General features: G+C 72.8%; 12 protein-coding genes and 1 pseudogene. 6 read left to right on the top strand and 7 right to left on the bottom strand.

Annotated features, from left to right (window positions below; genetic code table 11):
• The first annotated feature begins 51 nt into the window (after positions 1-51).
• Together DCW30_RS16215 and DCW30_RS16210 are read left to right on the top strand one after the other, a co-directional pair.
• On the top strand, positions 52-480 hold the full coding sequence (locus DCW30_RS16215) for an STAS domain-containing protein (protein ID WP_079250232.1): 429 nt from the start codon (positions 52-54) through the stop codon (positions 478-480).
• Between the two features lie 66 nt (positions 481-546).
• On the top strand, positions 547-1,389 hold the full coding sequence (locus DCW30_RS16210; RefSeq protein WP_076687532.1) for a DUF1206 domain-containing protein: 843 nt from the start codon (positions 547-549) through the stop codon (positions 1,387-1,389).
• Positions 1,390-1,418: 29 nt separating this feature from the next.
• On the opposite strand, the gene DCW30_RS16205 is transcribed toward DCW30_RS16210, so the two are convergent.
• Complete coding sequence (locus tag DCW30_RS16205) at positions 1,419-2,354, bottom strand: oxidoreductase (RefSeq protein WP_076687531.1); 936 nt, start codon at positions 2,352-2,354, stop codon at positions 1,419-1,421.
• A gap of 100 nt (positions 2,355-2,454) precedes the next feature.
• Between DCW30_RS16205 and DCW30_RS16200 the strand changes: the two genes are divergently transcribed.
• Entirely contained in the window at positions 2,455-3,051 is a 597-nt protein-coding gene (locus DCW30_RS16200) for a TetR family transcriptional regulator (RefSeq protein ID WP_076687530.1), read from the top strand.
• Between the two features lie 35 nt (positions 3,052-3,086).
• On the opposite strand, the gene secD is transcribed toward DCW30_RS16200, so the two are convergent.
• Complete coding sequence (secD, locus tag DCW30_RS16195) at positions 3,087-5,540, bottom strand: protein translocase subunit SecD (protein WP_079250231.1); 2,454 nt, start codon at positions 5,538-5,540, stop codon at positions 3,087-3,089.
• Between the two features lie 90 nt (positions 5,541-5,630).
• The gene (locus DCW30_RS16190; protein WP_123985631.1) at positions 5,631-6,047 is read right to left on the bottom strand and encodes a hypothetical protein; all 417 of its coding nucleotides are present in this window, start codon (positions 6,045-6,047) and stop codon (positions 5,631-5,633) included.
• Positions 6,048-6,300: 253 nt separating this feature from the next.
• Between DCW30_RS16190 and DCW30_RS16185 the strand changes: the two are divergent.
• The 3 genes and pseudogenes from DCW30_RS16185 (at position 6,301) to DCW30_RS16175 (ending at position 8,953) form a co-directional block, all read left to right on the top strand.
• Positions 6,301-6,815 (top strand): annotated as a pseudogene (locus DCW30_RS16185) (lytic polysaccharide monooxygenase auxiliary activity family 9 protein).
• 292 nt (positions 6,816-7,107) lie between these two features.
• A complete protein-coding gene (locus tag DCW30_RS16180) occupies positions 7,108-7,983 on the top strand; it encodes an SGNH/GDSL hydrolase family protein (protein WP_373569011.1) in 876 nt (291 codons plus the stop codon).
• A gap of 61 nt (positions 7,984-8,044) precedes the next feature.
• On the top strand, positions 8,045-8,953 hold the full coding sequence (locus DCW30_RS16175) for an endo alpha-1,4 polygalactosaminidase (protein WP_076689647.1): 909 nt from the start codon (positions 8,045-8,047) through the stop codon (positions 8,951-8,953).
• 10 nt (positions 8,954-8,963) lie between these two features.
• Here the strand turns inward: DCW30_RS16175 and DCW30_RS16170 are convergent, their stop codons facing one another.
• From DCW30_RS16170 to DCW30_RS16155, 4 genes are all read right to left on the bottom strand, one after another.
• Positions 8,964-10,538, bottom strand: a complete 1,575-nt coding sequence (locus tag DCW30_RS16170) for a PTS ascorbate transporter subunit IIC (RefSeq protein ID WP_076687527.1) — start codon at positions 10,536-10,538, stop codon at positions 8,964-8,966.
• A gap of 136 nt (positions 10,539-10,674) precedes the next feature.
• Positions 10,675-11,472, bottom strand: coding sequence for a PTS sugar transporter subunit IIAB (locus tag DCW30_RS16165; RefSeq protein ID WP_076687526.1), 798 nt, complete (start codon positions 11,470-11,472; stop codon positions 10,675-10,677).
• 86 nt (positions 11,473-11,558) lie between these two features.
• Positions 11,559-12,083 (bottom strand): YceI family protein, encoded by a 525-nt coding sequence (locus DCW30_RS16160; protein ID WP_076687525.1) that lies wholly within the window; start codon positions 12,081-12,083, stop codon positions 11,559-11,561.
• A 238-nt stretch (positions 12,084-12,321) separates the two neighbouring features.
• On the bottom strand, positions 12,322-14,763 hold the full coding sequence (locus DCW30_RS16155; RefSeq protein WP_076687524.1) for an ATP-binding cassette domain-containing protein: 2,442 nt from the start codon (positions 14,761-14,763) through the stop codon (positions 12,322-12,324).
• Positions 14,764-14,950 lie beyond the last annotated feature (187 nt).

The following is a 14,950-nucleotide window of genomic DNA, read 5'->3' as shown; positions in this document are numbered from 1 at the left end:
TGGACCGTGACGGCGTCCGAACCCGGTCCCTCCAGGTCAGGCCGCCCATCAATGACTACGCTCCGTGAATTCCGTGAAGGAGGCAGGAAACTGCTGAACCGTGAGACGGACACTGCCGACTTCACCTTCGGCCTGCGTCACCGCGTGGTGAACGGCACCGATGTCCTTACGTTCTGGGGCGAGCTGGACGCCTGGGCCGATCAGGAGCTCAGCCCCCGTGTGACAACCCTCCTCGACCAAGCGGGCCACCAGGTCGTGGCCGATCTCAGAAAGGTGACGTTCCTCGACGCCGGCGGCCTGCGGCTGCTGGTGCGCATCCGCAAGCGCGTGACGGCCGACCGGGGCACCCTGTGGCTCGTCCCCGGCCGACCCGGCAACTGGCGGGTGCTCCGCCTCACCCGGCTCGACCGCGCGTTCACCATCCCGGCCAGCGCGCCGTACGTGGACGGGCGGACCGGCGCGGGGACCGGCTTCCGCTGAGCGGCATGCCTGGCGGGGGTACCGCCCCGACCGCATGAAGCGGTGGCGGCGGGGCATCCGGGAGCCATGCATCTGCCTTCGATAACAGCGCGAGGAAAGGGCCACGCCCGGCGGGCGGCCAAGGGCCGGACCGCCGACGCGGTGGCCCGGGCCGGCTTCGTCGGCCGTGGCGTGATCTACCTCCTCGTCGGGGCGCTCGCCCTGCGGATCGCCTTCTCCGACGAGGGGCAGCGCCAGGCCGACCGCGGCGGCGCCGTGGCCGAGCTGGCGGACCGCCCGTTCGGGAACGTCCTGCTGTGGCTGCTCGGGCTCGCCCTGGCCGGGATGGCCCTGTGGCGGCTCTCCGAGGCCGCGTTCGGCCAGGCCGGGCCCGACGGCCACAAGGCGAGCAAACGGGCCACGTCCGGCGCGCGTTTCCTCTTCTACTGCTTCGTCTCCTACTCCGTCCTCGCCTACGCGGCCGGCGACGAGGGAAGCGGCAGCGGATCGAGCGACAAGCACACCAAGGACGTGACGGCGAAGATCCTCGACTGGCCGGGCGGCCAGTGGATCGTCGCGGCCGCGGGCGCCGGTGTCGTCGTGGCGGGGATCTGGATCGCCGTACGCGCGATCATGCGGAAGTTCCACAAGCGGCTGCGTCTGTCCGAGATGCCCCGGCGGGTGCGCCAGGGCGTCGACGTCCTCGGTGTCGTCGGCGGAACCGCGCGGGGCGTGGTGTTCGGCGTCGCCGGCGGCTTCGCCGTGGCCGCGGCGGTGCGGCACAAGCCGGGCGAGGCCAAGGGCATGGACAACACCCTGCGCTCGTTCACCGAGACCGGTGCGGGCCCCTGGCTGCTCGCGCTCATCGCGGTCGGCCTCGTCGCCTTCGGCCTCTTCTCCTGGGCGAACGCCCGCTGGCGCAAGGTCTGAACCGGCGCCATGCGGGGGAAGGCGCGGCGTCAGCGCTGCGGGGCGAACGCGAACCGCACGCCGGTCAGCCGCGCGGAGACCTCCCACAGCCGGCGGCCGACCGCGGCGTCGGCCGCCCCCGGCGACAGCTCCACCCGCCGCGGGACGCCCCGCAGTTCCGCGGGGCCTCCGGGCCCGATGAACTCGCCGCCCAGGACGCCCGGATCGGTCGCCGCGCGAAGCTGTGACCGGGCGCCGTCCGCGGGACGCTGGGCGAACAGCGGGTTGCAGATGCGGCCGAGCAGCACGCGCCAGAGGCCGATGGGCCCGTTGAGCTGGAGGTTGGTCGCGGTGTAGCCGGGGTGGGCGAGCACGCTGCGCACCGGGCTCCCCGCCTCGGTCAGACGCAGGTGGAGCTCACGGCCGAAGACGGCGTTGGCGAGCTTGGACTGGTTGTAGTACGCCATGGGCCGGTAGCGGCGCTCGCCGTGCAGGTCGTCGAAGAAGAGCCGCCCCTGCCGGTGGTTGACCGAACTGACCGTCACCACACGCGGATCGCGGCCGGCGGCCAGCAGGTCGAGCAGCAGCCCGGTGAGCGCGAAGTGGCCCAGGTGGTTGACGGCGAACTGCAGCTCGTGCCCCTGCGCGCTCAGCGAGCGGGGCGGCGCCATCACACCGGCGTTGTTGACGAGCACGTCGAGGCGGGTGCGGTCGGCCCGGAGTCCGTCGGCGAAGGCGCGGACCGAGTCGAGATCGGCCAGATCGAGGCGGCGCACCTCCAGGCTCGCACCGGGCTGCTCCGCGGTGATCGCGGCGACCGCCCGGCGTCCCTTCGCCTCGTCCCGCAGGGCGAGGATCACATGCCCGCCCCGGTCGGCGAGCGCCCGCGTCGTCGCGAGGCCGAGTCCGCTGCCCGCCCCCGTGACGAGGAACACCCGGCCGGTCTGGTCCGGCATCTCATCCATGGTCCACTGTCGCCGCGTCATGCGGCACATGTTGCCCTCACTGGCACTGAGTGTCAACGCGTACCTTCAGTGCCATACATGGCAAGGGATGTACGATGACGGGGTGAACCATCGCCCCGAAATGACCCTGGCCGAGCGCAAACGACGGCTCGTCTCCGACGAACTGACCGAGTCCGCGCTGCAACTGCTGGCGCTGAGGGGTTTCGACGCGGTCACCATCGACGAGATCGTGGCCACCGCCGGCGTCTCCCGGCGCACCTTCTTCCGGTACTTCGCGTCCAAGGAGGACGTGGTCGTCCGGTTCCTCGCCGACATGGGCGCCGGGATGCGCGCGGACCTCGCGGAGCGCCCCGTCGGCGAACCGCCGTCGGTGGCGCTGCTGCACGCCGTGCGGGTCCCGCTGGCCACCTGCGCCGCCCACTCCGAACGGGCGCTGCGCGTGGTGCAGTTGATCCTGCGCACGCCCGCCCTGCTGGGGCGGTTCCTGGAGCGACAGGCGCAGTGGCGGGACGATCTGGCGCGGGAACTCGCGCACCGGCTCGGGCTCGGCCACGAGAGCGCCCTGTATCCGCGCCTCGCCGCCGGGACGGCGCTGGCCGCCTTCGACGCGACGCTCCAGCGGTGGAGCGACGCGGACGGCGCCGAGGACCCGGTCGCCCTCCTCGACCGGGCCTTCGCCGTGATCGCCCCGGCGCTGGACTCCCCCGAGGGGCGGTAGCCCGGGGCGGACACCGGGCCACCGTCAGCGGCGCCTCAGACGACCGCCCCCGTCCCCCGCTCCTTGCCGTGCCGCGCCTCCAGCGGGCTGTACGCGTCGGTGGAGGTCTTGCGGGGCCCGGCGGTCGGCGGCTCGGCGGGGCTGCGCTCTTCGAGGGCCACGGCGATCGGCACGGCCGTGAAGACCGTCGACGCCATGCCGACCACGACGCCGGTGATCAGCGCCAGGGAGAAGTCGGCGAGCGAGTCGCCGCCGAGCACGGCCAGCGCGGCGAGGATGAACAGCGCGCCCATGCCGGTGTTGACCGTGCGCGGCAGGGTCCGCACGACCGCGCGGTTGGCGAGGAACGCCAGACCGGCGCGCGGATCGCGGCGCCTGGCCTCGCGTACGCGGTCGAAGACGACCACCGTGTCGTTGACCGAGTAGCCGATCACGGTGAGCACCGCGGCGAGGAAGACGCTGTCGACCGGCTTGCCGAGCCAGGCGAAGAGGCCCACCACCAGCAGCACGTCGTGGACCATCGCCGACACCGCCGCCGCCGCGAAGGTCCAGCGGAAGCGCACGCTCAGATAGAGCAACTGGGCGCCGACGGCGATGGCGAGGGCGATGAGCGCCTTCTGCCGCAGCTCGTCGCCGAGGCTCGGCCCGATCAGCTCGTCGCGCTCGACGGTGACGGCGCCGCCCGACTCCTCCTCCAACGCGGCCGTCACCCGCCGCTGTTCGTCGTTGGTGAGCTTCTGTGTGCGTACGGTGATGTCGCCCTCCCCCGACTCCTGCACCACGGCGCGCGGGAAGCCCGCGTCGGAGACCGCCTCACGGGCCTTGTCCGCGTCCAGGGGCCTGCTCGTGCTGTACTCCACGAGACGGCCGCCGGTGAACTCCACGCCGAAGTCCAGGCCGCGCAGCACGATGCCCGCCACGGCCACCACGACGAGCAGCGCGCTCGCGCCGAGCCAGCGGCGGCGGTGGCGCACCAGGTCCGGGTCGCGCCGGGACAGCCAGGCGCGCACCCGTCCGGTGGTGGCGATGCCGGTCAGGGCGGGCCGCCTGCGGACGGACTCCCGGCCGACGGCGAAGTCGGCGAAGCACCGGGTGATGACGAGGGCGGTGACCATCGAGGCGAGCACGCCGACGCACAGGGTGACGCCGAAGCCCTTGACCGGCCCGGTGGCGAAGAAGAACAGCAGTCCGGCGGCGAGCAGCGTCGTCACGTTCGAGTCGATGACCGCGCTCCACGCCTTGGCGAAGCCGGTGCGCACGGGCTTCGCCAGATCCGGCGACCTGACCGCGAGGTACTCCTCCCGTGCCCGTTCGAAGACGAGGACGTTGGCGTCGACGGCCATGCCGATGGCCAGGACGAACCCGGCGAGCCCCGGCAGGGTGAGGGTCGCGCCGAGCGCCACCAGGGCGGCGTACGAGATCAGTCCGTACAGGGCGAGGGCGAGGGCGGCGAGCGCGCCGAGCAGCCGGTAGACGACGGTGATGAACAGCGCGGTCAGGGCGATGCCGATGAGGGCGGCCTGGGTGCTCGCGGCGATGGCGTCGGCGCCGAGGGTGGCGCCGACCGTGCGCTGCTCGACGACGTCGACGGGGACCGGCAGGGCGCCGCCCTTGACGAGCGCCGCGAGGTCGCGGGCCTCGGCCTGGTCGAAGCCGCCGGTGATCTGGGTGGAGCCGCCGGTGATGCCGGTCTTGCAGACCACGTCCGGGTTGACGCTCGGCGCCGAGATGATCTTGTCGTCGAGCGTGATGGCGACGCGCCGCTCGGGTGCGCCCTGCGGCGCGCAGGCCGCCTCGCCGGTGACGCGCGCCCAGGCGTCGCCCGCCCCCGAGCGGAATTCGAGCGAGACGGTCCAGCCGGCGAGCGACTGCTGGTCGAGGACGGCCTCGGCGTCCTTCACGCCGTCCCCGGAGAGCACGGCGGGGCCGAGCACGAGGCGGCTGCCCGGCCGGTCGGGATCGGGCAGGGCGCGCGCCCCCTCGGGGGCGGCCTTCTTCTTCTCGGTGGTCTCGCCGGTCACCGGGTGCACGGAGAGCTGGGCCGTGCGGCCGATGACCTCGGCGGCCTTGCGCGGGTCCTGGACGCCGGGCAGTTCGACGATGATGCGCTTCTCGCCGGAGCGGGCGATGCCGGGTTCGGAGACGCCGAGGGCGTCGACGCGCTGCCGCAGCACCTCGAGGGCGCGGTCGGTGGACGCGGCGTCGGCCTTGACCTTGGGCGCGTCCTTGGTCTCCAGGACGATCTGGGTGCCGCCCCGCAGATCGAGGCCGAGACGGGCGGACTGGGTCAGGGCGACATAGAGCGAGAGGCCGACGACGGCCAGCGCGACGAGCGCCCGCCACAGGGGCGCCCGCGACTTGGGGGTGCGTGACGCGGCCGGGCGTGACGTGGCGGTGCGGGGCTTGGACGTACCTGAGCCGGCGGCTCGTGGTCGGCGCGGGGGGCGCGGTCGGTCTTCGGGCGCACGGGGATCGGGCGCAGGGGACATGGGTTCTCCACGATGAGGGCAGGACGGAGGGACGCGTGACCGTGCGGGCGCGCGAGGCGCCGGGTCAGGCGTCGGGGAAGGTCTGCGTGCTCATCGGTGGGGCGGGCCCCGCGGGGCGGCGGCCTCGATCGCCTGATGCGGCGTCACCCGCGAGGCGGCGCGGGCGTCCGTCTCGTACGGCGGGCGGGGCGGCAGCACCTCGGGGGACGTGCGGGGGGAGGCCGGCGGCTGCGGCGCCGGGATGTGGGTGTCCAGGCGGTGGACGACGGTGACGCGGAGCGCCGGAACGTCCTCGGGTCCCGACCGCTTGCCCGCGTGCGCCGCCACCGTGTGGTGGGTGAGCCGTCCGTCGCCCTGAGCCCCGTGCACCGTCGCGGAGGACGGCACGAGCAGGGCGAGGACGGTGACGAGGAGGGAGAGCGCGGACGCGGCGAGGCGTGCGGAACGGCGCTGCTGCGGCACCCGGTCCCCCGTCCTCGCTCTGCGCACCGCCGGCCGGTGCTCCACGGCCACGCACGGTGCGGCCCCGCCCTGCCCAACGTGCGAAACGCCGTCAGAGGTTCCGCACCACGTTACCCACCCGCGACCGGTGTTCCGGCCCGGTCACGCGCCGCCGGTTGACGCTCGACCTCCCTCACACGAACACCACGTACAGCCTTGACGACGCCCCGACCGTCAGTAGGGGCTGGGCCAATGAGCCGGCCGAGGCGCCCGGTCTCCTCATTTCCCCCTCATCCCCCCCCGCCCAGAGCGAGCGGAAATGCGTTCCGAGCGGAAGCTGGCAGCCGTCGTGGGCGCGGGCGTCGCACCCGTGCTCGTCCCGGCCGCCGTCGGCCCCGCGGGCGCCCACGGCTACGCCTCCACACCGCCGAGCCGCCAGGCCCCGTGCGCCGCGGGCCCGTGGCGTGCGGGGAGATCACCCATGAGCCGCAGAGCGTCGAGGGCCCCAAGGGGCAGACGACGTGCAGCGGCGGCACCTCGCGCTTCGCCGAGCTGGACGACGACAGCGAGGGCTGGCGGGTCACCGGCGTCGGCTCGTCGCAGGAGTTCGGCTGGAAGCTGACGGCGGCGCACCGGACCAGCACCTGACAGTACCTCGTCGACGGCAACAAGATCGCCGAGGTCGACGACGGCGACGCCCAGCCGGGCTCGACCGTCACCCACAAGGTGGACTTCGGCGGCCTGACCGGCAAGGAGAAGGTTCTCGCCGTGGGGAGCATCGCGGACACCGCCAACGCGTTCTACGCCTGCGTCGACGTGCACATCACGGCGTGAACGTCACGGTGTGAGCAGCGAGGTGTGAGCCGAGGTGCGCGCGCTGGCGCTCGCGTCGAGCGCCGGTCCCCGCCCGTCCCGCCGGAACGCGGCGTTCCCGTGGGGCGAGCCGCCTCGGTGCGGTCCGGGGGCCCGGCGCCGGGCCCCGCTAGTCACCCGTATGCCAAAACGTTCCGTCCGGACGCGCATCTCCAGGCGTAGCAGGCAGTTGAAGACGTGCACTAGCTTGCCCGAGCCCCGTGCACCCCCACCGCTCGCCCGCCCCCACGCCCGGAGGAGATCGCTCATGCGGATGCCCGCACAGCAGCGCGCCGTCGCCACCCTCGCCGCCGTCACCGGAATCGCCGCCCTCGGCCTCGGCGCGGGTCCCGCCGCCGCCGAGAGCGCCGAGCCGCTGCGGTACGTCGCCCTCGGCGACAGCTACAGCGCCGGCTCGGGCGTCCTGCCCCTGGACCCGCAGGCGCCGCTCCTGTGCGCCCGCACCTCGAAGAACTACCCGCACCTCCTCGCCGCCTCGACCGGCGCGGCGCTCAAGGACGTGACCTGCGGCGGCGCGCAGACCAAGCACTTCACCACCGCCCAGTACCCGGGCGTGGCCCCGCAGTTCGACGCGCTGAAGAGCGACACGCAGCTCGTCACCCTCACCATCGGCGGCAACGACAACAGCACGTTCATCAACGCGATCCTGTCCTGCGGCAGCTCCGGCATCCTCACGGGCGGCAAGGGCAGCCCCTGCAAGGACAAGTACGGCAGCAAGTTCAAGGACCAGATCGACCAGAACACCTATCCGGCGCTCAAGGCCTCGCTCAACCAGATCAAGGCCAAGTCCCCCAAGGCCAGGGTCGCGATCCTCGGCTATCCGTGGATCACCCCGGCGAAGGCCGTCCCCGGCTGCTTCGCCAAGATGCCGATCGCCGAGGGCGACGTGCCCTACCTGCGCGACCTCCAGGCGCATCTGAACGGCGCCGCCCAGCGCGCGGCGGGCGAGACCGGCACGACGTTCGTCGACCTGGCCGCGGCCTCCGACGCGCACGACGCCTGCCGGCCCGCGGGAGAGCGGTGGATCGAGCCGGTGCTGTTCGGCAGCAACTTCATCCCCGTGCACCCGAACGCGGCCGGTGAGGCGGGCATGGCCAAGGAAGCGGCAAAAGCCTTGAACCTGACCTGACCGGGCACCCCGTGCGCAGTCCGGCGGAAGGGGCTGAGATCCTGGTGCGGTGACCGGGATCATGTGGCCTACCAGTAAGAACCGCGGCGACCAGCCCCGGAGGGACCGCTCGTCGCGGGCCCTCCGCGCCGGCGTCGGCGGTGCGTTGCTCCTCGCCCTGCTCAGCTCCCTCGCCGCCTGCTCGTCCGGCGGTTCCGACGAGGCGGGGCCCGGCAGGTCGTCCGCGGCCAGGCCCTCGCAGGACGGCGTCCGGCAGCCCGCCGCCGACGCCGTCTTCGACTACCAGTTGGGCGGGGCCTACGCTCCCCCGGCGAAGACGCGGGCCGTCTCCCGCGACCGGTCCGCGGACCCCGCGCCCGGCGCCTACAACATCTGTTACGTCAACGCCTTCCAGGCCCAGCCCGGCACGAAGGCCGCCCGCTGGTGGCAGCGCGAGCACCCCGACCTCCTCCTGCGCGACGACGAGGGGGACACGGTCATCGACGAGGACTGGGGGGAGCCCCTGCTCGACATCTCCACCGGGAAGAAGCGCGCCGCCCTCGCCGGGATCGTCGGCAAGTGGATCGACGGCTGCGCGGAGTCCGGCTTCGACGCCGTGGAGCCCGACAACCTCGACTCCTACGAACGCTCCGACGGGCTGCTCACCGCCGACCACGCGGCGGCCTTCGCCCGCCTCCTCGCCGAGCGGGCCCACCGCTCGGGTTTGGCCATCGCCCAGAAGAACACCACGGACCTGCTCGGCGAGCACCGCCGCATCGGCTTCGACTTCGCCGTGACCGAGGAGTGCGCCCGCTACCAGGAGTGCCCTGACTTCGCGGCGGCGTACGACGGGGAGGTCTTCGACATCGAGTACGTGAAGAAGGACTTCACCGCCGCCTGCCGTTCCTGGGGCAAGGAGCTGTCCGTCACCTTGCGCGACCGCGACGTCCTGCCCGCGGGCGAGGAAGGCCACGTGTACGAGCACTGCTGAGCGCGGACCGTCAGGCCTTCTCCTTTGGCGGCGAGGGCGGCTTCGGCGCCCCGCGCGGGGGCGCGATCCTCGCGTACGCCGCCGGGGCGCCGGCCGCTGACGCGCTCGCGTCGGCCCCGGCGGGCGTCCCGCCCGGCGGCGGCAGCGCGTCGCGGTGGGCGCCGGGGTCCCAGCCGGTGTCCACGACCCGCTTCTGGAAGACGACCGCGCCGAGCAGCACGGCGGCGCCGATGAGCAGCATCAGGATGACGCCGCCGGTCTCGCCCGCCTTGGCCGAGTAGCCGATCAGCGTGCCGAACCAGCCGAAGTCGGCGTCCCCGAACGTGGTGTTCTCGTCACCGAAGGCGCCGAGGACCTTCAACAGCAGCGCGGGCAGGAAGGTGATGATGACGCCGTTGACGAAGGCGCCGGCGGCGGCGCCGCGCCGGCCGCCGGTGGCGTTGCCGTAGACGCCCGCCGCACCGCCGGTGAAGAAGTGCGGGACCAGGCCCGGCAGGACCAGGACGAGCCCGAAGGCGGGGTGGAAGACCCAGGCGAGCAGGCCGAGGCTGACGAGGCCGCCGATGAAGCTGGAGATGAAGCCGACGAGGACGGCGTTCTGGGCGTAGGGGAAGACGATCGGCGCGTCCAGCGAGGGCACCGCCCCCGGCACCAGCTTCTTCGCGATGCCCTGGAAGGCCGGCACCAGTTCGCCGAGGATGGTGCGGACGCCGAAGAGGATCACGGCGACCGCGATGCCGAACTGCAGGCCCTGCATCACGGACTGCATGACGTAGTCGCCGACGCCGCTCGCGCCCGCCCCGTCGTCGCCGAAGGCCTTGAAGGCGGTCTCCTTGCCGGACTTGCCGAGGAAGACGAGCGACATGACGAGGTAGATCAGGACCATGGACAGGGCCGTCGCCACCATCGAGTCGCGCAGGAAGCGCAGCCCCTCGGGAAGGTTCATCTCCTCGGTGCTGCGGCTGCGGCGGCCCACCAGCCGGCCCGTGACGCCGGACGCGATGTAACCGGCGGTGCCGAAGTGGCCGATGGCGACGCTGTCGTTGCCGGTGACGCGCTTGGTCCAGGGGTGGGCGAAGGCGGGCATCGCCACCAGGAGGATGCCGAGCAGGACGCCGCCGACGACGACCACCGCCCAGGAGGGCTGGCCCGCGATGGCGAGGACCATCGTCAGGAGCGTGGCCATGAACAGCATGTGATGGCCGGTCAGGAAGACATAGCGCAGGGGGGTGAAGCGCGCGAGGAGCAGGCTGACGGCGAACCCGAGGATCATCAGCCAGGCGACGCGGGCGCCGTACTGCTCCTGGGCGATGCCGACGATCGCCTCGTTGGTGGGGATCACCCCGTGGGCGCCCGTGGCGCCCTGGATCATCTCGCCGAGCGGGGCGAGGGCGCCGACGACGAGCGTGGCGCCCGCCCCGATCAGCAGGAAGCCCAGGGTCGCCTTGATGGCGCCGCCGACGACCTGGCCCGCGGACTTCCTCAGCGCGAGCAGTCCCGCGGCCGTGATGAGGCCGATGAGGTAGGCGGGTTGGCTGAGGATCTCGTTGACGAGGAACTCGGCGGCCGACACGAGCCAGTCCATGGTGGTTCTCCTTGTACGGCCGGTCACCGGGACCGGTCGGTGCTTCTCGAACGGCCGGTCACCGGGACCGGTCGGTGGTTCTGGTACCGCCGGTCACCGGGACCGGTCGGTGGTTCTCGTCCGGTCAGACGTCCGGTCAGACGTCGTAGGTGTCGCGCAGCACCCGGTCGGCCTCGGCCGCGCTCGTGAAGTCCTCGACGACCTTCACGGGGACGCCCACGTCACCGAGGGTCCGCGCGATCTCCCGTGACGTGAGGATGGCGACCGCCTCGCCGGCCTTGCCCTTGGCCGAGATGGTGTCCGTCGCCTCGACGGTGACGTGCCCGCTCCACCCCCAGCGGTCCAGGACGCCTTCGAGGGTCTGCTTGAGGAAGAGGCTGGTGCCGACCCCGTTGCCGCACACGGTCAGGATCTTGTGATGGTCACCGCCGTCGCGTGCCGCTTCCTTCCGCGGCGGTGCGGATTCGGGGCCGTCGGCGGGAGCGGGGCCGCCGGCCAGCAGCGCGTGCACCGCCCGCGCGGTCGGCGCCTCGCGCAGGGCGCGCGCCGTGCCGGGGTCGGCGAGCAGCCGGGCCAGGGCGCCCATCGCCGCGGTGTGCTCGGAGGCGTCCTTCGCGGCGAGGCCGACGACCAGCTCGACGGGGTCGTTGGCCTCGTGCCCGAACGCCACGGGCTCCGCGAGCCGCACCCAGGACATGCCGGTGCCGAGGACGGCGGGCGAGGGCCGCGCGTGCGCGAAGGCGAGGCCGGGCGCGATGACGATGTACGGCCCGTTCCGCTCGACGTTCTCGATCATCTCGACGGTGTACGTGTCCGTGGCGACGCCCGTCGCGACCATCAGGTCACCGGCGCGCCGCACGGCCTCGCGCCAGTCGGCCGCGGGGGCGTCGAGGAGGACGGCTTCCACGGGGAGGAGTTCGCTCAGGGCTGCCATGCACATGATTGTCGCCGACCGGCGCGGGCTGTGCGGGGCGGGGTCGCGCGCGGCGGGCCGTGCCGCGTGCGGGGCGGGGACACGGCTCAGCGTGACGCGCGGATGTCCAGGTCGACCTGGAGGCGACGCCCCGTCATGCCTCTGGCCTTGGTGACCCCGAAGGCGTAGCGGTCGACGGTGGCCGTGCCGCGCGCGGTCAGCCACCGCCCCTCGGCCACGACCTCGGTGATCTCCACGTCGACGGGCGCACCGGCCCCGCGGACCGTCAGTCGGCCGTGCAGCACGCCGCCCCCGCCGGTCCGCCGCAGCCCCGTCCCCCTGAAGACGATCTCCGGGTGCCGGGCGGCGTCGAGGTAGTCGCCGGACCTGACGTGGTCGTCCCTGCGCCCGAGGCCGGAGTCGAAGCTGTCCGCGCGGATCACGGCGTCCACCGTCGAGGCCTCGGCGGGCTCGGCCACGACGACGCTCCCCCGCGCCAGGGTGAACGTGCCGCGCACCGGGAAGAGGCCGAAGACCGACCGGGTGCGGAACCGCACCGCCGAGGCCTCCGTGTCGACGGTGTAGGTACCGCTTCGCGGCACGTCCTGCCGCTGGGTCTGGGTTCGCTCCATGGCTCTCACGCTCCCGGTGTGTCGGTGGTGCCCGGACACTCAGCATGGGCGCGGGCCATGGCCATGCGGCAGAGCCGGATGTCGGCTGCCGGCCGGTACAAATGTCACGCCCGGCTCAGGGGGTCACGTCGGTGGCCTTCCAGCGCTGACCGGCACGCCCGGGTCGGGCGTCCGGGTCCTCACGGCCGCCGCCCGCGAGGTGGCCCGACGGCCCGACCACCTCGCGGACGGCCCCGGGTCAGGCGCCGACGTACGCCGCGAGGTGCTCGCCGGTGAGCGTGGAGCGCTTGGCCACCAGGTCGGCGGGGGTGCCCTCGAAGACGACGCTGCCGCCGTCGTGACCGGCGCCGGGACCGAGGTCGATGATCCAGTCGGCGTGCGCCATGACGGCCTGGTGGTGCTCGACGACGATGACCGACTTGCCGGAGTCGACCAGCCGGTCGAGCAGCCCGAGCAGCTGCTCCACGTCGGCCAGGTGGAGCCCCGCGGTCGGCTCGTCCAGGATGTAGACGCCGCCCTTCTCGCTCATGTGCGTGGCGAGCTTGAGCCGCTGCCGCTCACCGCCGGAGAGCGTGGTGAGCGGCTGGCCGAGGCTGAGGTAGCCGAGCCCGACGTCGACGAGGCGGGTGAGGACGCGGTGCGCGGCCGGTGTGCGGGCCTCTCCCTCGCGGAAGAACTCCTCGGCCTCCGTCACGGACATCGCGAGCACCTCGCTGATGTCGCGTCCGCCGAGGCGGTATTCGAGGACCTCGGGCTGGAACCGCTTGCCCTCGCACTCCTCGCAGGGCGTGGAGACGCCGGCCATCATCGCCAGGTCGGTGAAGATGACCCCGGCGCCGTTGCAGGCGGGGCAGGCGCCCTCGGAGTTGGCGCTGAACAGGGCGGGCTTGACGCCGTTGGCCTTGGCGAAGGCCTTGCGGATCGGGTCGAGCAGGCCCGTGTAGGTCGCGGGGTTGCTGCGCCGTGAGCCGCGGATCGCGCCCTGGTCGACCACCACCACATCGGGGTCAAGGCCCTGGGAGCCGCCGACGAGCGACCCGTGCACCAGGGAGCTCTTGCCGGAGCCCGCGACACCGGTGACGACGGTCAGCACGCCGAGCGGGATGTCCACGTCGACGTCGCGCAGGTTGTGCGTGGCGGCGCCGCGGATCTCCAGGACGCCGGTGCGCTCGCGCACCGTCTCCTTCAGGGACGCCCGGTCGTCGAAGTGGCGTCCGGTGAGGGTGCCGCTGGACCGCAGCCCCTCGACGGTGCCCTCGAAGCAGACGGCGCCGCCCGCCGCCCCCGCGCCGGGGCCGAGGTCGACGACGTGGTCGGCGATGGCGATCGTCTCCGGCTTGTGTTCCACGACGAGGACGGTGTTGCCCTTGTCCCGCAGCCGCAGCAGCAGGTCGTTCATCCGCTGGATGTCGTGCGGGTGCAGGCCGACGGTGGGCTCGTCGAAGACGTACGTGGTGTCGGTGAGCGAGGAGCCGAGGTGGCGGATCATCTTCACGCGCTGCGCCTCGCCGCCCGAGAGCGTGCCCGCGGGCCGGTCCAGGGAGAGATAGCCGAGGCCGATCTCCACGAACGAGTCGAGGGAGTTGCGCAACGCGGTGAGCAGCGGCGCCACCGAGGGCTCGTCGAGTCCGGCGACCCACGTCGCCAGGTCGCTGATCTGCATGGCGCAGGCGTCGGCGATGCTGATTTTCTTGATCTTGGAGGACCGTGCCTCGGCGCTGAGCCGGGTGCCGTCGCAGTCGGGACAGGTGGTGAAGGCGACGGCCCGGTCAACGAAGTCCCTGATGTGGGGCTGCATGCCCTCGCGGTCCTTGGCGAGGAAGGACTTCTGGATCTTGGGGATGAGCCCCTCGTAGGTGAGGTTGACGCCGTTGACCTTGACCTTGACCGGCTCGCCGTACAGGAAGGCCTGGAGCTCCTTCTCGGTGTACTCGCGGATCGGCTTGTCCGGGTCGACGAAGCCGGACTGCGCGTAGACCTGCACGGTCCACTGGCTGTCGGACTTCCAGCCGGGGATGGTGAAGGCGCCTTCGGCCAGCGACTTGGAGTCGTCGTACAGCTGGGTGAGGTCGATGTCGGAGACCTTGCCGCGGCCCTCGCAGCGGGTGCACATGCCGCCGGTGCGGTTGAAGGTGGCCTTCACCGTCTTGGTCTTGCCCGCGCCGCGCTCGACCGTGATGCCGCCGCTCGCCCGGACCGAGGCGACGTTGAAGGCGAACGCGTTGGGCGAGCCGATGTGCGGCTCGCCGAGCCTGCTGAACAGCACGCGCAGCATCGCGTTGACGTCGGTGGCGGTGCCGACCGTGGAGCGCGGGTCGGCGCCGAGCCGCTGCTGGTCGACGATGATCGCGGTGGTGAGGCCGTCGAGCACGTCGACCTCGGGCCGGGCGAGGGCCGGCATGAAGCCCTGCACGAAGGCGCTGTACGTCTCGTTGATCATCCGCTGCGACTCGGCGGCGATAGTGTTGAACACCAGGGAGCTCTTGCCCGACCCCGAGACGCCGGTGAACACCGTGAGCCGGCGCTTGGGCAGTTCGACGCTGACGTCCTTGAGGTTGTTCTCCCGCGCCCCGTGCACGCGGATCAGGTCGTGGCTGTCGGCGGCGGGCCGCGCGGCCCCGTGCCCGTCCGACGCGTGCCCGTCCGACGCCTGCTCGTCCGTACGTGGGGCCTTGCTCATCGTCTCTCCCTCTCCCGAGGCCCGCCGCGCTTCCGCACACCCTCGCGGGGGGCGGGATCCGGCGCGCCCGTGTTCTCCGTGACGCCCAATCTATGGAGGCTCCGGTGCGAACGCTTCTCGATTCCTGATCAGTTGTGAAACCGTGCCCGGCGCGCGCGTGGAGACGTTCCCCCGGCACGGCGGAGCG

The sequence above is a fragment of the Streptomyces alfalfae genome, from assembly GCF_004127445.1.
In the GTDB taxonomy this organism is placed as follows: Bacteria; Actinomycetota; Actinomycetes; order Streptomycetales; family Streptomycetaceae; genus Streptomyces; species Streptomyces alfalfae.
The sequence above is the reverse complement of the archived record's forward strand: the minus strand, read 5'-3'. Positions and strand labels throughout refer to the sequence as shown.